At 54.9% G+C, this 19,062-nt stretch carries 22 protein-coding genes; 3 read left to right on the plus strand and 19 right to left on the minus strand.

What is annotated here, in order from left to right; all coding sequences use genetic code 11:
* Window positions 1–14: 14 nt before the first annotated feature.
* From DHN43_RS02860 to DHN43_RS02950, 19 genes are all read right to left on the minus strand, one after another.
* The gene (locus DHN43_RS02860) at window positions 15–3,893 is read right to left on the minus strand and encodes a baseplate multidomain protein megatron (protein WP_108817667.1); all 3,879 of its coding nucleotides are present in this window, start codon (window positions 3,891–3,893) and stop codon (window positions 15–17) included.
* A gap of 18 nt (window positions 3,894–3,911) precedes the next feature.
* A complete protein-coding gene (locus tag DHN43_RS02865; RefSeq protein ID WP_108817668.1) occupies window positions 3,912–4,352 on the minus strand; it encodes a peptidase P60 in 441 nt (146 codons plus the stop codon).
* 2 nt (window positions 4,353–4,354) lie between these two features.
* Window positions 4,355–5,242, minus strand: coding sequence for a DUF2163 domain-containing protein (locus tag DHN43_RS02870; RefSeq protein WP_108817669.1), 888 nt, complete (start codon window positions 5,240–5,242; stop codon window positions 4,355–4,357).
* Between the two features lie 22 nt (window positions 5,243–5,264).
* The gene (locus tag DHN43_RS02875; protein ID WP_208994799.1) at window positions 5,265–5,909 is read right to left on the minus strand and encodes a DUF2460 domain-containing protein; all 645 of its coding nucleotides are present in this window, start codon (window positions 5,907–5,909) and stop codon (window positions 5,265–5,267) included.
* A 210-nt stretch (window positions 5,910–6,119) separates the two neighbouring features.
* Window positions 6,120–6,665: a phage tail tape measure protein gene (locus tag DHN43_RS02880; RefSeq protein ID WP_108817671.1), complete on the minus strand. Its 546-nt coding sequence runs from the start codon at window positions 6,663–6,665 to the stop codon at window positions 6,120–6,122.
* Window positions 6,662–6,889 carry a phage tail assembly chaperone gene (locus DHN43_RS02885; RefSeq protein WP_108817672.1) on the minus strand — a complete coding sequence of 76 codons (228 nt, stop codon included), beginning with the start codon at window positions 6,887–6,889 and terminating at the stop codon, window positions 6,662–6,664. Before DHN43_RS02885 ends, DHN43_RS02880 begins: the two co-directional genes overlap by 4 nt.
* A complete protein-coding gene (locus DHN43_RS02890) occupies window positions 6,886–7,236 on the minus strand; it encodes a gene transfer agent family protein (RefSeq protein WP_108817673.1) in 351 nt (116 codons plus the stop codon). Before DHN43_RS02890 ends, DHN43_RS02885 begins: the two co-directional genes overlap by 4 nt.
* Window positions 7,237–7,246: 10 nt before the next feature.
* On the minus strand, window positions 7,247–7,663 hold the full coding sequence (locus DHN43_RS02895) for a phage major tail protein, TP901-1 family (RefSeq protein WP_108817674.1): 417 nt from the start codon (window positions 7,661–7,663) through the stop codon (window positions 7,247–7,249).
* A 24-nt stretch (window positions 7,664–7,687) separates the two neighbouring features.
* On the minus strand, window positions 7,688–8,095 hold the full coding sequence (locus DHN43_RS02900) for a DUF3168 domain-containing protein (RefSeq protein WP_208994800.1): 408 nt from the start codon (window positions 8,093–8,095) through the stop codon (window positions 7,688–7,690).
* A complete protein-coding gene (locus tag DHN43_RS02905; RefSeq protein ID WP_108817676.1) occupies window positions 8,082–8,420 on the minus strand; it encodes a phage head closure protein in 339 nt (112 codons plus the stop codon). Before DHN43_RS02905 ends, DHN43_RS02900 begins: the two co-directional genes overlap by 14 nt.
* The gene (locus tag DHN43_RS02910; protein ID WP_108817677.1) at window positions 8,417–8,989 is read right to left on the minus strand and encodes a head-tail connector protein; all 573 of its coding nucleotides are present in this window, start codon (window positions 8,987–8,989) and stop codon (window positions 8,417–8,419) included. The genes DHN43_RS02905 and DHN43_RS02910 overlap by 4 nt, the downstream gene beginning before the upstream one ends.
* Before the next feature lie 32 nt (window positions 8,990–9,021).
* Window positions 9,022–10,353: a phage major capsid protein gene (locus DHN43_RS02915; protein ID WP_108817678.1), complete on the minus strand. Its 1,332-nt coding sequence runs from the start codon at window positions 10,351–10,353 to the stop codon at window positions 9,022–9,024.
* 83 nt (window positions 10,354–10,436) lie between these two features.
* Complete coding sequence (locus tag DHN43_RS02920; protein ID WP_057465886.1) at window positions 10,437–10,862, minus strand: HK97 family phage prohead protease; 426 nt, start codon at window positions 10,860–10,862, stop codon at window positions 10,437–10,439.
* A gap of 25 nt (window positions 10,863–10,887) precedes the next feature.
* Window positions 10,888–11,067, minus strand: a complete 180-nt coding sequence (locus DHN43_RS02925) for a hypothetical protein (RefSeq protein WP_108817679.1) — start codon at window positions 11,065–11,067, stop codon at window positions 10,888–10,890.
* A gap of 51 nt (window positions 11,068–11,118) precedes the next feature.
* Window positions 11,119–11,307, minus strand: coding sequence for a hypothetical protein (locus tag DHN43_RS02930; protein WP_063293237.1), 189 nt, complete (start codon window positions 11,305–11,307; stop codon window positions 11,119–11,121).
* Complete coding sequence (locus DHN43_RS02935) at window positions 11,300–12,478, minus strand: phage portal protein (protein WP_108817680.1); 1,179 nt, start codon at window positions 12,476–12,478, stop codon at window positions 11,300–11,302. The genes DHN43_RS02930 and DHN43_RS02935 overlap by 8 nt, the downstream gene beginning before the upstream one ends.
* A 218-nt stretch (window positions 12,479–12,696) precedes the next feature.
* Window positions 12,697–14,028, minus strand: a complete 1,332-nt coding sequence (locus tag DHN43_RS02940) for a DNA-packaging protein (protein WP_208994801.1) — start codon at window positions 14,026–14,028, stop codon at window positions 12,697–12,699.
* Window positions 13,961–14,470 carry a hypothetical protein gene (locus tag DHN43_RS02945; protein ID WP_108817682.1) on the minus strand — a complete coding sequence of 170 codons (510 nt, stop codon included), beginning with the start codon at window positions 14,468–14,470 and terminating at the stop codon, window positions 13,961–13,963. The genes DHN43_RS02940 and DHN43_RS02945 overlap by 68 nt, the downstream gene beginning before the upstream one ends.
* 457 nt (window positions 14,471–14,927) lie before the next feature.
* Complete coding sequence (locus tag DHN43_RS02950) at window positions 14,928–15,422, minus strand: YcgN family cysteine cluster protein (protein ID WP_208980731.1); 495 nt, start codon at window positions 15,420–15,422, stop codon at window positions 14,928–14,930.
* A gap of 112 nt (window positions 15,423–15,534) precedes the next feature.
* Here DHN43_RS02950 and DHN43_RS02955 point away from each other — a divergent pair, with 112 nt between their 5' ends.
* The 3 genes from DHN43_RS02955 to DHN43_RS02965 are packed head-to-tail and all read left to right on the plus strand — an operon-like array spanning window position 15,535 to window position 19,057.
* Window positions 15,535–17,772, plus strand: a complete 2,238-nt coding sequence (locus DHN43_RS02955; RefSeq protein WP_108817683.1) for a transglycosylase domain-containing protein — start codon at window positions 15,535–15,537, stop codon at window positions 17,770–17,772.
* Complete coding sequence (locus tag DHN43_RS02960) at window positions 17,769–18,470, plus strand: DUF1214 domain-containing protein (protein WP_108817684.1); 702 nt, start codon at window positions 17,769–17,771, stop codon at window positions 18,468–18,470. The genes DHN43_RS02955 and DHN43_RS02960 overlap by 4 nt, the downstream gene beginning before the upstream one ends.
* Entirely contained in the window at window positions 18,467–19,057 is a 591-nt protein-coding gene (locus tag DHN43_RS02965) for a DUF1254 domain-containing protein (RefSeq protein ID WP_108817685.1), read from the plus strand. The genes DHN43_RS02960 and DHN43_RS02965 overlap by 4 nt, the downstream gene beginning before the upstream one ends.
* The last annotated feature ends 5 nt before the right edge of the window (window positions 19,058–19,062 follow it).

Below are 19,062 nucleotides of genomic sequence, written 5' to 3' on the forward strand. Positions count from 1 at the left end.
GGTAAAAGCAATTGTTAAAGTGTTACGCTCGCCAAGCAATCTGAAGTTGTCCCCAAACCGAATTTCGTTGAGTTTTGAGCAACTTCACAGGCTACCAGATGCTGACCTGCTCCAAATAGCGATTGCAGCTCGGTTTGTGGGATTATCAGGCTTTCCTGTGTGGCCTCGTATTCACGCAAGGCGGTCCGTTCATTTTCGCCTTCATCCTGACGATAAAGCGTGACCGAAAACTGAAGTTTATCCTCTTGGAGCGGAATATCTGGCGTTGCCCAGCTGTCCGCCTCCCATCTGGCTCTGCGAATCCATTTAAGTTCCAAATCCCCATTATCGGCTTGGCTTGCACTCAGATGAACCGGTGCGAATGGTTTAAGTGAGCTTTGTTTTCCAGCATGGCTTGTGTTCACGGCCCATTTAAAGCCCAGAGGTTTGCCAGCTGGAACGACACGATATGAGAGCGCAACATCAGCTTTGTCGCTGGTCCATGGCAGTTTCAGCAGGGATTGGTCCAAGAGGATAAATTCGGCGTTCTCCTCACTCGACGAAGCAACCAGATGCTCCGTACTCAATTGCCCTCTGAGTAACTGCGTGAGTTTGTAAGTCTTGGGGGCGATCAGTTCTGCTTGACTGAACTGTATCACTTCCCACTCCTCATTTTTGCGAATGGCACAGGCATTTGCGCCTGAGAGCACATCGAGCAGCTTTCGGCTTTGTAACTGGCCTCCGTAGAGTTTTACGGTGATATGAGAGACCAAATCCCATCGCCAAAGTGGGCCAGAGGTGAGAGGTTCTTGCAATATGCCCGTGGTGGCTGGTTCTGTCACCTGCACTAGCGGTGTGAATTCTTCACCTGAGCTGGAGCTGTACAGCTGATAGGCACTCGGCCAGTTCGCATTGTAGATAGCGACCACCGGGCTTCCGTCATCTGCTCCCTCACTGTGGAACCTTGGCAAATCCAAGATGCTGACAATTGGCGGACCTGAGGTGGTGTCGTTGAAAGATCGTTGTGATGATCCATCCAAGACTGCTGCTGCGATATTAGGATATCCGTTGAGCCGTATTGCCTGAACGTCCAGATGAGCACCAGATGAGACCTGATCAATCCGGCACTGAAAGGAAGTGGTGTCATCACCCAGAAGCTCGCCGGGAAGTTCCAGTACATCACCCGGTCGCAGATCGATTTTACTCAGAGCAAGTTTAAACTTAAGGGTCTCCCGATCCAGCCACACGCTCTGGTGCATTTTTTGAACCAGCTTTTTGGCAGAGGAGAGCGAAGCTGTGATGGGGAGCTGGATGTTGGAGGTGCGCCTGTCCATGCCTTCCAAACGGCGGGAGGAGACAACGAGAGCCTCATAATTGTTATTGGGGTCCATTCCCCGCAGTCGGAGTTCAGCTGGCAGGTCGCTGCCATCATTGCGGCTGATGGAGATATAGCCCTCCTCCTCTTCAGCTTCCAATAGGTCAGCAAGGCTCAGTTTTCCATTTTCTGTGGCCTTGGCGTATTTAGGGAGGATGGCCAGATGGGTTCCGCGATCAACGGCAATGCCTCCGGCGAGTTGCAGGACGGGAGAGAGCGCAGAGCGTAAGGACGTTGGGCCTGTCACGATCAGACCTTCGAGGGTTTCGCCCAGTTCAGCGATCTCTGTCAGCTCTTGTGTGTGTCCAAAATCATCACGCATGGCACGGATGAGGCCTGAGAGAGAGGTTGCGCCGAGACGACCTGTCAGCCAATGGCCGAGCTGCCAGTTCTGACCATCTGCCCAGGCATCTGAATATGTTGGGAATTCGGGGAATGGGCGGGCGTCCCATGTCCAGAGGAAGGCGTTGTCCGCATCGACCATCGTACCTGCGTAGGTGTTTGAGGCTGGATTGTCGCCCTGAGGCCAGTCCGGATGATCTGTTCCCCAATAACTGAGGCTTGCTTCCAGCGCGCGACGTTGGACAAGGTCATCCTGTTGCCCGCTGGAGAAGTGCGGTAATGCGCTTTCGGCAGACTTAGGGTCCACGAAGACATTGGGCTGGTTCGTTCCTTTATCGACAGCAGGAAAGCCGAGTTCGGTGAACCAGATGGGTTTGGATTGCGGTACCCAGGGGGTTGGTGTGTTTTGCTGCGTACTTGCACTGCGTTCAAAGTGCTGGTTTTGCCACCAGTTCTTAAGGTCTTTTTGCCGGAACACCCATGGCTTGTTGTAGGCTCCGTCTGTAATCGGGCTGCGGGCCTTTTCGGAACGGTCATTGTTGCCTGCGTAGTACCAGTCATAATACTCGCCCGAGGCAATTCCCTCTCGCAATTCCTTGAGATTGTAGGCTGTTTGCGGGTCATCGTTCTGACGCAAGTCCGATAGTGGCAGGTAGTTATCGATGCCGACAAAATTGATGTCAGCATGCGCCCAGAGTGGGTCCAGAGGAAAGCGCAGGTCACCGGATTGAGGGGGGTGGCCCGCGTATTCACTCCAGTCGGCTGCGTAGGAAAGTTTAGTCTGGTCGCCGACAATCTGGCGGACCTCTGTGGCCAGTATTTTCAGGTGATCAACAAAAGGAAACGTGCCGCCGCCTGCCCAACATTGGGTGAGACCGCGCATTTCTGAGCCGATGAGAAACGCTTCCACACACCCGGCCTCTTTTACCAAATTGGCATAGTGCAGGATGAAACGGCGAAACCGCCAGTCACTACCTAAGCCGACAAAAGCGTCTATCTGCGGCGTAACTGCGCTGGTTCCCTGCTGTGTTCCGGGTTGTCCTGCTGCGATTTCAGAAGTGATGCGTCCGCGCCAGGGGAAGCTGGATTGATTGGTTGCGCCATATGGGTCGGGCAGCTGATTGTCATCGGGGATATCCATCATCACGAACGGGTAGAACATGACGGCAAGGCCGCGACGCTTTAGTTCCTTGATGGCTTCTGTGACGGAAACATCGGAGGGAGTGCCACCATAGGCAGGTCTGTCATTGATGCGGGAGACCTCCTGCGCTTCAGCGCGGGTCAGGCCTGCAACGCTCCAGTTTTCTGGCAGGTGCTTTGTGGTCTGGTAGGTCACTTTGGGCTGAATGGTGCACTGGGAAGCGCGTAGGTCATCGCCAAACCAGGCGACAACGAGCGCGACGCTTTTCAGGTTTGGGCAGAGGGCCTGAAGTTCATCCAAAGAGCGGACCAGATCGGTTTCCTCGCCCTTGCCATGGCGGTTGACGCTCCGGGTGTTACCGGGAGCGAGCTTCTCGATGACTTCCTGCGGGTGGTAGGCGAACTCACCTGCTCCGGGGATGAGCGTGACTGCCTTGATCTGCTGTTCCAGTGGTTCAATGGAGCGGAGTACTTCAAAGGCGAGTTGAGGGATGCGGTTGCCGAACTCTGCCAGAGAGAGGCGTTCGAACACCACATACGCGGTGCCTTTGTAGGCTGGCGCGGTGCCTTGCTTGGCTTCTATCAGTGGGTCAGGTTGTTGATCTTCTGCCCCCAGATACACCCTCATGTTAATCGCGTTGGTGTCCAGCTCCTTACCGTTAGCCCAGACACGGCGTACTGCGGTGATGGGGCCTTCACAGAGGGCCACGGCAAAGTTGGCGAAGTAGCTGTGGCTGGTGATACTGGTCGATGAGCCAGTGGATTTTCCGCCCTGTTTTTCTTCGGAGACCACCTCTTCCAGTCGCGTTGCCCAGATGATGTTGCCAGTTACGCGGACACGGCCATAGACAAAGGGAAGAGATGCGCCTTCAGCTGCGGTTTGTAATTGCAGGTCGCCTAGCTTGCCGACAGAAAGCTCTCTGTTTTCACCGAAGATCTGCTGATCGATCCATGCTCCACCCAGAGCCCCCAGTGTTTGTCCGATTATGGCACCGAAAGGGCCACCGACTGCGCCGCCAACGGCTGCACCAACACTTGATAGCACCATTGTTGCCATGGTCCTGTCCTTTCCGGATCACTGACTTGAGAAGAATGAAAAACGCCCTGCAATCTTGTTGCGCCACATGGGCACCAGCGGGCTTTCAACCACTCCCACCGCTTCGTAGGCATGGATGAAGCGGTCTTTGCTGGTCATAAATCCAAGATGTTTGCAGGGAACTTGTGGTGCCCAGCGAAACAGAATGACTTCCGCTGGCTTTGGCTTTTGCAAAGACCCTTGCACCTCGTTCAGATACTGGTGCGCAGCATTGAGCAACTGGTCCTCGCCTTTCAGCTCCGCCCATTCAGGTGCGTAACTGGCAGGAACGGGTGGCTCGGTGTGATGCAAAAAGCGATAGAGGCCGCGGATAAAGCCAAGACAATCGCAGCCTGCACCTTTGGTTGTTGCCTGATGCTGGTAAGGCGTTCCGACCCAGCTGCGCGCTTCCTTCAGGAGGGTTTGGGGAGACTGCTGCATGATTACCCCACCAGCTTTTCGCCGTTGTTGGCGGCAGATTGGCTTTCAGGTCCGGCAAGGATGAAGTCGTTGCCCGGCATATGAGGAAAGCCCCGGAAGTTCTCGGTGTTCTGGAACTTAGTCTGGCAGCTGCTCCAGCTTTTATCGCAGCCTGCGGAAACGGACGCGAATAACGGATAAGTTTGCTCCAGTAACAAGGGTGCCCAGAGCGTGAGTTTGTGCTTGCCTTGCTCAATGAGGTGACTGGCTATGCGCAAGGGTTGATTGGCGTAGGGGCCGGATTGAAAGATGAGCTTGCCGAAGGACCACCAGTCTGTGCCGATATCGGTGTTGCCCTCGATGACCAACCGATTGCCGCCTTCTTTGCCTGTGATACTCACCTGTCTTGTGTAGGCAGCAGCGTCCAGATTGATCCCGCAGTTAGGATCTCCCAGATCAGCATGACATTGGTGGGAGAGTTGCCTGCCTTTTGGCTCAGAGAGTTTGGTGGCCAATGAGCGAAACTCGGTGCGGAACACATCGGCATTTCTTGTGATTTCACCAAGGGAGCCGCGCCGGAGCAACTCGTGCTCCTCCGGCTTTTGCCAGTTGACCAGATAGACCTCAACTTCGGCATTGTCCCAAAGGCCCGCACTCAACTCCTTCTCGCTTAAGCTGTCGGAAGAGAGGACGCCCAGCGCTTCTTCCTGTCCGGCCTGAAAGTCAGATTGAGCCATGGCCTGAGTGCCATCCAATCCGATGCCGGGTTCATAGGTTTTACCGAGCAGTGAGATTGGGTGATCGTGGGTGGTGAAACCGAGGCTGAGACCGGATGGAGCGGTTAAGCGCCAGCAGTAGGCCACGGTTGTGCCCTCACCGGTCAGGTGTTCTTTCAAAGCAGCATTGAACATGGGTTTGCTCGCAGAGTTGGTTTCAGATGAGAAGTTCGACGAGTGGGATGGACGGCACCTGCCCTGCCTCAAAGTGCAGGAGGTTGATTTCCAGCTGGTCGTTTTCAAAGCGCGTGGGCGTATCGAACAGGAAGCCCGCCGTGATCACCTGATCGTTTGAGGGAATGTGACCGGCCTGAAATTCAAGATTGCCTGTCAGAGGATTAAGAAGCACATCACTGCCGACGGTTTTCAATTGACCGGCGACCGCAACCGAGACAGTTCCTGCCACTGGTTTCGTGATTTTGCGATGCCAGGCAACGCTTGCCGTTCCCACTTGCTTGATGAGCTGGAACGTCTTTGTTGTCCCGTCGCCAGTTCCGATCGTCACATCGGTTGCAGATGGAGTTGCATCAAAGGTGCAGGATTTATGATCCATGGGGTCACGAAACCGGAATCCGCAGAGGCGACCACCCACTTTTTCGAAAAATGAGAGCACCCGCTGCAGGTCTGCCGCGCTGCGCAATCCGGTCCCCACATCAAAATGCCGTCGCGTTCCCTTCCAGATGGCGTTTCGGGATTCTGCGCCATTGAGTAACCTTGTGACCTGACTGCGTTTTTCTACTCTGACAGAAGCCCCTAGGGAAATTCCAAGTGGGAATGATTCATCAACAAAACATGGTTGCATTTCACCCTCCTGTTTGACTTGGCTCAAGGCTGGGCGCCCGCGAAGCATCTAATAGGTTTGACATGGGAAAGTTATCTGCGTGATTTGCGTAGACCCGTTGTCGATGCTCCTCCCTCTTTGCAAAGCAACGGATTTTTCCAAAAAGTTTGCTACCACCGTCCGGTAGCAAAGCCACGTCGGTCCTTGAGTCCCTCCTCTTCAATGCCGACGTCATAGCCCGCGTCGCCCCCGTCCGGTGGCGCGGGCCATTATCATCGCAATCTGCCCCTGAGATCTTTCAAAGCTGCGCACATCCTGTGTCGCCACATTTATTGTGACGTTGGGCTGCGTGTTGCCCGCATTCATGGCAACGCCCAGTCGACCATCGTTGCCGCGCTGCAAAGGCAGGATTGCCTCTGCCCCCGCCTCTCCCATCACCCCCAAGCCCGTGTTGCCTGCTGCGAACATCATCGGGCTGGAAACAACCCCGCCTTTTGCAAAGGGCGTCACGCCTGCCACTTTGCCAATAGCTGATGAAATTCCGGCAGAAAGCAGGTTTTCAAGTGGCTTTAAGGCACTGTTGAGTGCAGAGCTGGACATGTTGAGCGCGACTTGTGAGAGGATCGATTGCAGGTCTTTGCCAGAGGTGACTGCGCTTTGCAGGCCTTTGCCAAGCTCTGAAGAGAACTCTTTGGCAAGGGTGTTGACCTCCTGCATGGTTGTTTCCAACTCACGCGCGTCTTCTACGTTCAGCGGTTCATTAAAACTATCGGTCATGGTGTTTGTTGATCCTCTTTGTCTGGGAACTGGGCCAGCAGCCCTTCCAGTACACCTCGTGTGATCGTGCGGGCACTGCGGGTTCCCGGTGGAGTGAAAGCCATTTCCAGCTCAACCAGTGTTGATTGCCAGAAGGTGTACGGTGACCAGCCAAGCTCCCGGCAGGCTTTGTGCATCAGGTCATGCCAGGGCACAGCTTGGTTTTCAGATTGCCCGGGCTTCACGATTGAGACTGCTGAGGTGGAGAGAACGTGGCGACCAGGAGTTCCCCTGCCAGCTTGGCAAGGGCTGCAACGCCGCCTTCATGGGAGAGTTCTGCGACCTCTTCGTTCTCAATGACAAGTCCACCCCCGCGAAGGCCTGCACCGAGCACTTTGATGATGTCGGCAGCACTCAGCTTCCCAGAGGAAAACCGCTCTGTCAGCTGCTGTAATGTGCTGCAGCTGAGCGCGTCTTCCAGCTCTGCCAGAGCCCCGAGTGTGAGCACAAGAATGTGCTTTTGACCGCCAAGGTCTGCGAGGACTTCACCGCGCCTGCGATTAACGCCTCTGCCATAGGTTTTAGGTGGCATCCTGTACTCCTCAGGTTAGCGGGGTAAACGTGAGAGCACCGGCGGATTCCAGCGAGATCTCGAAGGTGACTTCAGATCGGTAGTCGCCGGAGTATTCCAATGCGGACAAGTGGAACGGGCCTTCCAGTGTTCCAAAACCGGGCAGGATAATCTGCCATGTACGCAGCTCTCCAGCAAAGAAGGCTGTGCGGACTTTTTCTGCGGAGGCTTTGTCGCGAAACAGACCACTGCCAGAGAGCGAGGCGTGGCGTGTGGAAGCTCCTGCTAGCAGCTCGCGCCAACGGCCTGTGCTTTCGGCATCGGTGATATCAATGGGCGTGGCGTTGAGGGCGAGGCGTCTTGAGCGCAGGCCTGCCACGCTTTCGAAGGTGCCGTCTCCTACTGTATCCACTTTCAACAGCAGGTCTTTTCCGGCCTGAGCGACCATCTGTTTTCCTCTCAAAGGTTGGTGTTAAGCAGTCTTTTGCAGCAGGACGGAGAATTTGATGCGTCCGTACCATGTGCGGCCATCGCCCAGACGGCGGCAGCTGGTTTCGGTCAAGGTCAGGCCTGACGTTTCAAGTCCGGCAGGTGGCGTGACACCCGTCTCCAGCAGTTCGTTGAAGATCTGGAGGACCTCCTGGGTTTGAGCCCGGTCCGCATGGCGCGAGTAGATGCCTATGGAGCCTGTGAGCCTGCCACCGTCGTCCAGATGACCTGTCAGCAATTGTGTGGTGACAGCCTCCAGCGTTGCATAGGGCAAGGCTGCTCCCCTTGGCACGCCGTCAAACACCCGCATTGGATCTCCCAGATAAGGTTTTAGCGATGCCTTGGCGTGGATTGCCTGAAACAGGGCTTTGCGGAACTCAAGCTCCCCCATCATCGCCCTCCTCTTGCTCACAAAGGATTTGCATGAAGGGCGCCTGCTCTGAGTGCGGGAGAACTGCTTTTACCCTGAGGCTCTGTCCACCCCGCTCCACCCGCCAGCCCTCTGCCACATCTGTGCGGCGGCGAAGGGTGAGCGTGAGCGGGTAAGTGCTGGCAATGCGGCCTGCCGCAGTGCTCTGTGAGCCAGTGGATGCCTCTACCAGCCCCCAGACCATGGCGATTTGCTGGTAACTCCTTGTGACAGAGCCATCCGTGCCATTGGTGATCTCTGGTCTGAGTAACAGCAGGGGTTCGTTGAGTGTGCCTGCTGCTCTCATATCCTGAGCACCTTGTAAGGCGAGAGTGCTGCCTCGAAGCCGTGGGGCATGAGGCCTGTGAGGCGGTCTTCTTCCAGCATGGAACGGCGCTCGTACCAGAAGCCGACCAGCATCAGAATCGCGGTTTGCAGACCTGCGGGAACCGAGGTTGCCGCTGAGCCATAGCCAGCTTTGAAGTCAACCTCGATGCCGTTGAGGTCTCGCAATGGCCCAACCGCGCCTGCCTTGAAGCGCAGGCGGGCGGGATTTCCGGCCAAATCCACCTGATAGTTCGACGCCGGCACCAGATGTTGGTTGCCTTCCCTGTCATAGGTGTAGACCTGCAGGACTTGGGCGACCGGTGCGACAGGCAGGCGGATCAGGCGGTCTGGCGACAGATCATCCAGAAGAAGTCGCCATTCCTGTTCTATAAGAGCCCGCCGTGTGAGGGTCTCCACCTGTTCCCGCGCAGCTTTGATCAGACGCTCGATCAGATCATCCTCGTGGGTGTGGGAGACCCTGAGCTGCGCATGCGCCTGGGCGAGCGAAACCGGCTCCAGAGCCGGTGGCACTGTGAGTATAGCCGTCACGGCGGCTCCTCCTCGATTGTTGATGAAGATGATTAGGCGCTGAAGTTCAGCAGTTTGTAGGCATCGAAATCCATGATGCCGCCGCCGACGCGTTTGGTGATGTAAAACAGCACGTTTGGTTTGCTGGTGTACGGGTCACGCAGAACAGAGATGCCGACACGGTCCACCACCATGTAGCCACGGTGGAAGTCACCAAACGCGATGGCGTATGGATCAGAGCCAGCAGTCATGTCTGGCATGTGTTCAGCTTCCGTGACCGGGAAGCCCATGAGGCTTGGGTCTGCGCCTACAGCTGCGGGTGGTTGCCAGATGTAGTTGCCCTGCCCGTCCTTCAGCTTGCGGATGGCAGCTTGCGTTCTGCGATTGAAGAGGAAGCGGGCGTTGCGGCGGATGGCGGTTTTGACGCCGTAAATCAGCGAGATCAGCAGATCGCTTCCGTTGGAAGAGGGAAACGCCCCTGCCTGTCCTGTCTTGATGGACCCGATGGAGAGGCCTGTATCATTCAGCGTGCCGTGAATTGTGCCTTTGAGCAGCCCTTGTGGCTGACTGGTGCCGTTGCCATTGAGGAAGGCAGCGGATTCCTTTTCTGCAAAGACGGTTTCCACCTCTTCCGCCAGAATTTCCCCGATGTTGACCGCTGCGTCGTCCAGCAGAGTTTGGGTGACGGCTGGCAAAGCAGAAAGCTCGAAGATCTTCACCTCCCGCATCTCAAATTTCATTGCGTTTGTGGGCGTGCTGCGGGCATCGGTTTCGCCTTCCCAATCCGCATCCGGGTTCACCGTTACGACAGGACGGCGGTAGGATGCGCCTGAGATCTTGCGGTTGGACGCGATGGAGCGGATGGGGGACAGGGCTGTGATGCGGCGTAGGATGTCCGTTTCCAGCTGCTCCGGCACCAGATACCCACCATCGCCAGCAGTGCCGGAGGACATGGCCTTTTGCTCCAGCGTTTTAAGGCGGGTCTCCTGCCCGTCACGCATGTAGGTCTCAAACGCAGATTTGTGCTCTACCTCAGCTGATGGGCCGCCGGTGGTTTCTGGCGTAGAGCGCGGCAAGCGCTGGGATTTGAGTTGAAGCTCATTCAGGTGGCGCAGCTGACCGTCTATAATCTCGTCCAGACGGGCGAGTTTTTCGTCCAAAAGCACATCCGATCCGGATTTTTGCTCCAGCTCAGCCAGACGCATGTCGTTGGTCTGGGTGTACTCAGAATAAGCGTGGTTCAGCTGGTTAAAGCTGCCAGAGGCCTCCATTCCTGACACAAACTGCCCTGTTGCCGGGCCAGAAAGTGCGGGATGAGCTGATTTTCCTGCAGCTTCCCTTGCGAAGTCTTTGGTTTCTAATGCTGGATTACATGTATTTTTCATAGGATTATTTTCCTCGTAAAGCATATAAAAAGACTGCGGCGCCGATTGGAACCACAGATCGTACTTTCAAATAATCAGGAGCTTCAGGAGACCACAGTCAGCCGTGCTGATGGCAGCAACGGGAACGTGACCAGCGAGATTTCCCAGAGGTCTACCGCCAGCACATCCCGCCTGCCGGTTTTGCTGTTGCGCTGGGCGCGGCGGGTTTTGAAGCCGATGGACAGTCCGTCCAGAATACCCGTTTGCACCATAGCGATGGCTTGCCGGCCCTGCGTGATGCCCGGATAGAGCAAGCCCTTTACAAAGAGGCCGATGCTGTCCTCCTGAATGTGCAGCCACTTGCCGATGGGGTGGGATGGATCGTGCTGCCAGAGCATTTTTACATCCGTGAGTTTTTGCTTTTGCAGCGTGTTTTGAAATGCACCTTTGCGCATCACGTCGCCGCCCTGATCGCTCAGTTCAAACCGGCTGGCGTAACCTTCAATTGCGATGGGGTGATCCGTGTTCAAATTGATTGCCTCCCTTAGCGAGCTTTCAATTGTTTTTTCTGCCGGAGTTTGCTCCCTCCGACTTTGCCGCGCGTCGTTCCACCAGAGCTCCGGCGAGGGCCTTGGTGAAGTTGGCGAAGGTCTGTGCAGGGGCTTCATTGCCGCGCTGCGTTGGCTGTTGTTTTTGCTCAACCGGCACGGCTTGTGTTTTGTGTTTTTGGGTCAAGGCTTCACCTTCAACCTTTCAAATAATCTCAATAGTCTGAGTGTGCGATTTTCATGGATCCATGCGCAGCAGCTGGTTGAGTTTTTCCAGTTCACTCATGAACTCCTCGAACCTGCGATTGAACCGGATGACTTGCTTTAATGCCCATAGGAGCAGTGATGTGGACGTGCCTGCCCAGGCGCCGAGCGCCACATGGGCAAGGTCTCCTTTTGCAGCGAGCGCTGCCAGTAACTCATTCATCTTTGCCCTCCGCCCCATATCCAACGGCGATGCGTTTTTCATCGCGGGAGAGGAAGTCCGCTGCGGTGATGCGATCCCACAGTGCTTTGCGTTCCAGCGCCAGCGCTTCGACAGCATCAAGGTCCAGCTCCAGCGTGACCTGCTCATCGTAAGCAGCTGAGAGCCAATTGGAGAGCTCGGAGAGAACCCGCGCGGCGAGCGGCACAACCGTCAAACGCCAGAAGGCGCGGTTGGCTTCCTGATAGTTGGCGTAGGTGTTGTCTCCCGGAATACCGAGCAGCATAGGCGGCACGCCGAAGGCCAGTGCGATTTCGCGGGCGGCGACATTCTTCAGCTCAATGAAGTCCATATCCTTGGGCGACATGCCCATCTGTTTCCAGTCGAGCCCGCCTTCCAGCAGCATGGGGCGGCCAGCATTTTTCGCACCCTGATAGGAGCTTTCCAGCTCTTCTTTGAGGCGGTGGAACTGGTCGTCCGTCATGTTCATCGCATCGCCTGCACCATAGACCAGCGCACCGGTTGGACAGGCGGCATTATCGAGCAGAGACTTGTTCCACTCTCCGGCGGCGTTATGAATGTCGAGGGCAATTTGCGCGGCTTCAATGGGGGCGAAGCCGTAGTGGTCGTTGAGCGGGTTGAAGAGCTTGATGTGCAGAACGGGTTGGACCTTGTCACCGGGGGCTTTGCGCAGTTCTACTTTGCGGCCTGCCACCTGATATTCATAGGCCTCCACCCAGCCGGCCTCATCCACCAGCACCTTCATACGGTCCGGGCGCAGGGCATGAAGCTCACGCGGTGCGCCCTCCAGCGAGACGGCCTCTACATAGGCATTGCCGGAGACCAGCAGGAAGCCGTAGACCTCCTCCAGAAATGAACGCCGTGTTTGCATGGGGGTGGGCTGGTTCAGAAGTTCCATCAGGGGATGGACTTCCAGCTCTTCATCGCCCACTTTCACAGTGAGGGACACGTTTGCGGCGGCTTCGGAGATGAGACGCACGCATCTGTAGGCGATAGGATTTCGTAAATACCCTTGGTTTATAAGTGATTCATAGTTGCGCGGGGTCCAGACGGCCCCTTCACCAAATCGCATGAAGGCGACTGATTTTGCCCGTGATGCCTTTTGCTCAGTTACTGGTGAAAAAACTGAATCAAGAAGTCTGCGTAACCCCATGAGATCAGAGTCCTTTTCGCTCTAACTTAATGTTTTGATTCAACTAATCAGGCGACCAAAACTGTATGTTTTTGTGCTAGCCTTGATAAACAGCTTTAACTTTCTGCTTGCGCGTATCCTGATCGGAAAAACAGCTTTCACTTTCCGGCAATACACGCAGGACTAATCTTCACAAACAGATTCAAGTTTGCGAGCTAACCTCTGATAGAATTAGTGTTTTAAAGTTTGCGCAGGCGTGGTTTGCCTGCTGGGCGGCGGTTGAGTTCTGTTATGGCCCAGACCAGTGCATCCAGCCGATCGGGAGATCTTCCGTTGCTCAGTCCACCAACTCCAAAGTCGGAGAGCTCATCTTCCAACTCAGGAAAAACACCGCAGTGATGAACGCGCCCTTGCTCGTACAACAGGGCGACAGGCTCTGCTCTGCGGCGTTTGCTTTTGGTTGCGTGGACGGACTTTACCGGCACGCTGGCATCAACACTTTCAATGACCTCACGCACCATCTCGCCACCCTGATTGACCTCCGCCAATAAACAATCCGCCTCCAGCTCATGATAGAGTTTGATGGCTTGCTCAGCCCATGCAGCGGGGCGCAGGCCCTGGGCGGTTCTGTCTCGCAAGACATGCAGGTCACCTGCCTCAGTGATACCTGCTGCGACGATGCCACAGGAATCTGCAGTCCTGCCTGATGTGGCTGGCGGGTCCACGGCAACAACAATGCGCTTCAGTTCGGGAGCATCCCGCACCCGGCCCATCTCGAACCATTTGCGGGCGAATAAAGCGTCTTCCCGGTCTTCAATCAGTTCGCCATCCAGCTCCTGCCTACCTAATCGCGTGCCACCGTACCGCTCTGCCATTTGCAGCAGAAACACCTCTGCCAGAAAGGCGGCATTCGCTTTCGTTCCGGCCTTGGTCATCACGGTGCCTTTGTCTTGCAGCAGCAGTTTTAACAGCGGCGTGGACTTGGGTGTTGTGGTCACCAGTTGTTGTGGTTGCACCCCAAGACGCAGACCAAACTGGAGCATGTCGAAGGTTTCTGTTGCGTTGCTCCACTTGCCTGCTTCATCACACCAGGCAGCGTCAAATTGAGGACCGCGCAGAGCCTCAGGATCTTCTGAAGAAAAGGCCCGAGCGACCGCGCCGTTCGCCCATTCCAATCGGCGCCGTGATGGGTTCCACAGAGGCTTGTGGCCTGCTGGGTGAACGGTGAGCAGACCGGAAATGCCCTCGATCATCACCTCCCGCACATCCGCGTAGGTTTGGCCGACGAGCGCAATATTGCCAGCCGCCGGACCAGCCCATGCCTCCCCTGCAACCTTGCCTCTCACCCATTCTGCCCCTGCTCTTGTTTTGCCTGCACCGCGTCCGCCCATGAGCAACCATGTGGTCCAACTGCCCTCAGGCGGGCGTTGATGGGCGTGTGCGAACACCTGCCAGTTATATTGAAGATAACTCAGTTCATGTGCATTCAAGGAGGCGACAAAGTCATGAAGTTTGCCCTGCGCCACACAAGCTTTCAATGCGCTGCGAAAGCTGTTGTCGCATCTGGTCATCACTCACCTCTTCTGTGTTGTCCTCACCGTGTGCTTGCTGCAGGTCGATCAACATATCTAGCGTCTTGGCGAGGCTGGTAATGGCTTTTGCTGTGGCATCCATCTCTCCTGCTGCTGATTGCGGATCGCCGCTTAGCTTTTTCAGTTTGGCTTCCAGTGCGCTGACTTGTTTTTCAAAGGCAGCATAAAGACGGGCAATCAGGCGCCTGCGTTCTTCTGGCTGAGAGCTTGCAAGCTCCTGCGCCAGCTCCCATTTGCGCAGCCATCCTTCCCGTTTGATCTTGGTGGTGATGGTGCTGCTTGGCAGGCCTGTTTTGCGAGCGATATCAGCAATTGAGATAGCCTCTTCTTCCACCATGCGGCGGACAACCTGCCAGACCTCTAATGGCACACGCAGTCGTGCTGCCTGCTCCTCCTGTTGGGGCTCTTGCTCCTCCGCCATCGTTCCTCCTCTCGCTAAAATTGATTGCGTATCGTTGTCCGAAAACCGGTGCCCACTTTTCGGCGATACGCTGTAGGCACAAAAAAAGCCGCCCATTGAAACAAGGAGCAGCTGGTCAATTCTCTAAAATGTAGTGCAGATAGAAAGAGTAAGACTGCCTCTGCAGGCACCGTCACACTTTCTCTAGCATGCCAAAACCCTATCAAAACAGCGGTGCGCTGTCAAGATTATATTCCTAGAGTAAGTCGTCCAAAGAGGCATGGACACTTATCCCCGTTTCACGTTAGGATTGAAACTCGTTCAACTTTAAATAAAGAAAGCTGTAAGGCTTTGATGCGACATTCAAAAAAGCGCAGGCCCTGAGGCACTGCGCTGGCTTTACAATTGCTTTGAATTTTGACTTATACCCGCTTCTCACCTGTGGAGAAGTAATTGAAAATAAACATATTTTGCAGGATCAGTCTTTGGTGTATTCCTCATCCGGCCAGTCGACGAGATAGTTTTCGAACTCTTCTGGCTCCATTCCATCTTCGCTGATGGTTTTGTCTTGGACAGAGATTCCGGCGTCATGCACGCTTTGCGGATCTTTGGAAACAAGCGGATGCCACCAGTACAGATCCCTGCCCTCACGGATTAAACGATACGCACATGTTGGCGGTAACCATTTCAAAGTTCTTACAGTTTCCGGCGAAAGCTGTACGCAATCGGGCACTGTGTCGAAGCGCTGTTCATAGTTTTTGCACCTACATGTGGTTCCATCCAGCAGAGTGCACGCGACGTTTGTCCAGTAGATTGCGCCTGTGTCCCAATCTTCAAGTTTGTTCAGGCAGCAGCGTCCACATCCATCACAGAGTGACTCCCATTCTTCATGGGTCATCTCATCAAGGGTTTTGGTCTGCCAGAAAGGGCGGTGACTCTCAGAGTTTACGGATACCATTTTTGTCGTTCTCATTGCAAAATTCCGATGGGAATATCGCGAGGATGTCGCTTAGCTAGTTCTTCGGTTTGGTTCATTGTCCCCCTTTGCGCATTCAGGGGTGTGACCGGTACTACGGGTAATCAGTTTGGAAGAGAACTCTGATAACAGCGAAAAGCAGAATGTCACGGAAAATTCTGCTGAAAATGTGAAAAAAAAGGGCAAGGAGCGATCTTTTACCCTTCAGGATCTATCTCAGCGGATGCTTGCAACCGATGCATGGCTGGATTCTGCGCTTTGGCACACCTCACAGTTTTTGGGGGTGTTCTTTCGTGAGTACTCGGCCTTCATGCGCCGGTTCTCCCTGCGCGGCCCCTCCAAGTTTATTGCAGGGCTTGCTTCTGAAGGGCTGACCTATTGCGCGTTCGGCTTTCTGATCGTGCTGACCTTTGCGCAGCCGGCCTTTAAAGCAACGGAACGTTCTGACTGGAAGACCACCTCCGACTTTTCCGTGAGCTTTTTTGATCGGTTCGGAAACCCGATCGGCAAACGCGGCATTTTACTGAACGACAAAATTCCACTGGATGAAATTCCTGATCACGTGATCCAGGCCACCCTTGCTACCGAGGACAGACGGTTTTTTGATCACTTGGGAATCGACTTTGTTGGTACCTTCCGTGCCATGGTTGCCAACGTGAAAGCCCGCTCTGTTGTGCAGGGTGGCTCGTCGATTACACAGCAGCTGGCAAAAAACCTGTTCCTTTCAAACGAACGCACATTACAACGCAAAATCAAAGAGGCCTATCTCGCTTTATGGCTTGAGATGAACCTGACGAAGCAAGAAATCCTCAAATTGTACCTCGATCGCGCCTATATGGGCGCGGGGACATTTGGTGTTGCCGCTGCTTCTGAATTTTACTTCGGTAAAGACGTGCGCGAAATTTCGCTGGCAGAAGCTGCAATGTTAGCAGGGCTTTACAAGGCTCCTTCCAAGTATGCACCCCATAAAAACCTACCTTCTGCCCGTGCTCGTGCCAACGAGGTCCTGACGAATATCGTGCAAGCGGGCTTCATGACTGAGGGACAAGTTATCGGCGCCCGGCGTAACCCGGCAGAGGCGATTGACCGGACCAAGAGCCGGGCACCAGATCATTTTCTCGACTGGGCGTTTGAACAGGTGAAAGACCTTGCCGAACAGTACCCAGAGCTCAGTAATGACAGGGTTATTTCTGTTCGCACCACGCTAGATCCGGGCATGCAACAGGAAGCTACCAACCAAATCGAGAGCACCTTACGTCAATACGGTGACCGTTACGGTGTTGAAGAAGCGGCCATGACAGTTATCACCACCGAGGGCGCTGTGCGCTCCATGGTTGGTGGACGCGATTATGATGAAAGCCAGTTCAACAGAGCCACTGATGCGCTTCGCCAACCAGGTTCCTCGTTCAAACCGTTTGTGTACATGACGGCCTTCCTGAATGGATATGAGAGCGAGAGTGTTGTCCCCGATCGTCCAATCAGCATTGGCGGCTGGAGTCCACGCAATTATACCCGCAGCTATGCAGGCGCTGTGACGCTGAAGACGGCGTTGACCAAGTCAATCAATACCATTCCCGTTCGTCTGGCACAGGCCATCGGGCGCGATAAGATTGCAACTACCGCCTATATGATGGGGATCAACAGCGAACTGCGTATTACCCGTGCTATGCCGCTTGGAGTCTCTGAAGTTACGGTTCTTGATATGACAAGTTCCTATGCGGCCTTCGCAGCTGGCGGGAAGAAAATTGACCCCTACGCCATATTAGAGTTGCGCAATTCAAAAGGTGAGTTGCTTTACAACCATGATCGTGACGCTGGCCCTTCTCTGCGGATTCTGCCGTTTGACAAGGTCTCGATGATGAATGATATCCTGGTGAATGTGGTGGAACGTGGCACTGGCCGACGTGCCCGGCTGGATGGGATTACTGCAGCCGGTAAGACTGGTACGACACAGGCTTATCGCGATGCCTGGTTCATTGGCTACACGGGCAACCTTGCGGCTGCGGTCTGGTACGGAAACGACGACTTCTCCTCCTCACGACGCATGACCGGGGGTAGTTTACCTGCGATGACCTGGGGCAACTTTATGAAGTATGCGCACCAGGGGTTGGAGCTGAAAGCTATGCCCGGTGTGGAGCCACCTGAAGGTAAGGATGTTATTGCCGCGAATGGTCTCAGTGATGTTGAGGTGACTGGCCCACCTGAACTGCTCAACAGAACATCACAGCAAGTTCTGGAAGCGCTTGGGAAGCGACTGCGTGCGCTTCCATTCAACAGTATTTCTCAGTCAAACGTGCAGGCCCAACTGGGCTCTGACGCAAAGGCGGATGTGACTTATACCCGATGACACACACCCCTCACATGCCTTTGGTGGCGGTTCGCGAACCAGAAACCACCCAGATTTTTGATGGAGAAACCTCCTGGCAAAAGCCTTGGCCTCATATTTCGCCACTGCTTTTCAAAGCGCCGTTTTTCTCGTTCGGACCGTTTTTATTCTCCATCATGATTGCTTTGATCGTGGGGATAGGCAGTGCTTATCTGTCGCTCAACAGAGGCTCTCCGTTCAGCGCACTGGAAAGCGGTGTGTGGGTTGCGCACCCGCATGCAGGGACGATTGACAGTGATCCTTACAGTACAGCTATTTTTGCACGAACCGGGCGCGTGCCGCTTGGAAGCGGTGAAGGCATTGCATTTTACGCTGCCTTTGATGACAGCGGACGAGCACTAGACCCCCAGTGCAATTACCGAATTGCCGGTAAAGTGCCAACTACACGGCTTTGGACCATTACAGCTTTGAACAACGCACTGGAGCTGCTGGCGACTGATGCCGGTCGCGCCTCCTTGCATAGCCATGGCATTTTAACGGATCACACAGGCGCGTTTGCAATACAGGTTTCTCCTGAAGCCCGATCGGGGAACTGGTTGCCAACCGGGGGGAGTAACGGGCTGGTGTTTGCCATGCGTCTTTACGATATCCCCTACACCACGGGTGCCGGTTTGAGTGCCCCTGTGATGCCTGCTGTTGAATTGGTGAGCTGCAAATGAATGATCTCCTCAAAAAACTGCAGGACCTTTACATTTCCCCCCGCTGGATTTTATGGGGCGTTGGCGGATTGCTCGTCGCGGGGATAATTCATGTGGCCATTGTTTTGAGCGTTCCTGCTTATGTTCCGCATTCCCCCTATGAACGCGTTGGCGGCTTTGGTGCGGATCGCAGTTTTCAGATGCTGCCACCGATCCTGCCACGCAGTGAGCCTCTGCCGGATCTTGATCCATCTATGCGCCATGCGATCTGTCGTTATTCCCTTGAGAACGGCCCATTGATAGTGAGCGCGTTTGCTCCCTCTCCGTTCTGGTCTCTTGGCCTGTTCAACGAAAAGGGACAGGTGACTTACAGTCTCAATGACAAGACATCTGAGGGCGAAGCTGTGCGCATGTTGGTGCTGACACCGCAGCAGCTTTCGATCCTGCGTGAGAACCCGCCAGAAGACCTGGAAGAGATGATTGTGGTTGAGACGAATGAGCTGAGGGGGTTTGCGCTGTTCCGTGCCTTTGCGCCGTCCAACGCGTATCTGCCACAGATCTCCGCAGCGCTGCGATCTGCAACTTGCTCTGACTTGCCAAAGATTTAGAGCAC

The organism is Pseudovibrio sp. Alg231-02, assembly GCF_900143565.1.
GTDB lineage: Bacteria > Pseudomonadota > Alphaproteobacteria > Rhizobiales > Stappiaceae > Pseudovibrio.

Excerpts from the sequence above, each read along its gene's own strand:
- DHN43_RS02860 (WP_108817667.1), bottom strand. The coding sequence starts at position 3,893 with ATGGCAACAATGGTGCTATCAAGTGTTGGTGCAGCCGTTGGCGGCGCA.
- DHN43_RS02865 (WP_108817668.1), bottom strand. The coding sequence starts at position 4,352 with ATGCAGCAGTCTCCCCAAACCCTCCTGAAGGAAGCGCGCAGCTGGGTC.
- DHN43_RS02870 (WP_108817669.1), bottom strand. The coding sequence starts at position 5,242 with ATGTTCAATGCTGCTTTGAAAGAACACCTGACCGGTGAGGGCACAACC.
- DHN43_RS02875 (WP_208994799.1), bottom strand. The coding sequence starts at position 5,909 with ATGCAACCATGTTTTGTTGATGAATCATTCCCACTTGGAATTTCCCTA.
- DHN43_RS02880 (WP_108817671.1), bottom strand. The coding sequence starts at position 6,665 with ATGACCGATAGTTTTAATGAACCGCTGAACGTAGAAGACGCGCGTGAG.
- DHN43_RS02890 (WP_108817673.1), bottom strand. The coding sequence starts at position 7,236 with ATGCCACCTAAAACCTATGGCAGAGGCGTTAATCGCAGGCGCGGTGAA.
- DHN43_RS02895 (WP_108817674.1), bottom strand. The coding sequence starts at position 7,663 with ATGGTCGCTCAGGCCGGAAAAGACCTGCTGTTGAAAGTGGATACAGTA.
- DHN43_RS02900 (WP_208994800.1), bottom strand. The coding sequence starts at position 8,095 with ATGGGGGAGCTTGAGTTCCGCAAAGCCCTGTTTCAGGCAATCCACGCC.
- DHN43_RS02905 (WP_108817676.1), bottom strand. The coding sequence starts at position 8,420 with ATGAGAGCAGCAGGCACACTCAACGAACCCCTGCTGTTACTCAGACCA.
- DHN43_RS02915 (WP_108817678.1), bottom strand. The coding sequence starts at position 10,353 with ATGAAAAATACATGTAATCCAGCATTAGAAACCAAAGACTTCGCAAGG.
- DHN43_RS02930 (WP_063293237.1), bottom strand. The coding sequence starts at position 11,307 with ATGAATGAGTTACTGGCAGCGCTCGCTGCAAAAGGAGACCTTGCCCAT.
- DHN43_RS02935 (WP_108817680.1), bottom strand. The coding sequence starts at position 12,478 with ATGGGGTTACGCAGACTTCTTGATTCAGTTTTTTCACCAGTAACTGAG.
- DHN43_RS02940 (WP_208994801.1), bottom strand. The coding sequence starts at position 14,028 with ATGACCAGATGCGACAACAGCTTTCGCAGCGCATTGAAAGCTTGTGTG.
- DHN43_RS02945 (WP_108817682.1), bottom strand. The coding sequence starts at position 14,470 with ATGGCGGAGGAGCAAGAGCCCCAACAGGAGGAGCAGGCAGCACGACTG.
- DHN43_RS02950 (WP_208980731.1), bottom strand. The coding sequence starts at position 15,422 with ATGAGAACGACAAAAATGGTATCCGTAAACTCTGAGAGTCACCGCCCT.
- DHN43_RS02960 (WP_108817684.1), top strand. The coding sequence starts at position 17,769 with ATGACACACACCCCTCACATGCCTTTGGTGGCGGTTCGCGAACCAGAA.
- DHN43_RS02965 (WP_108817685.1), top strand. The coding sequence starts at position 18,467 with ATGAATGATCTCCTCAAAAAACTGCAGGACCTTTACATTTCCCCCCGC.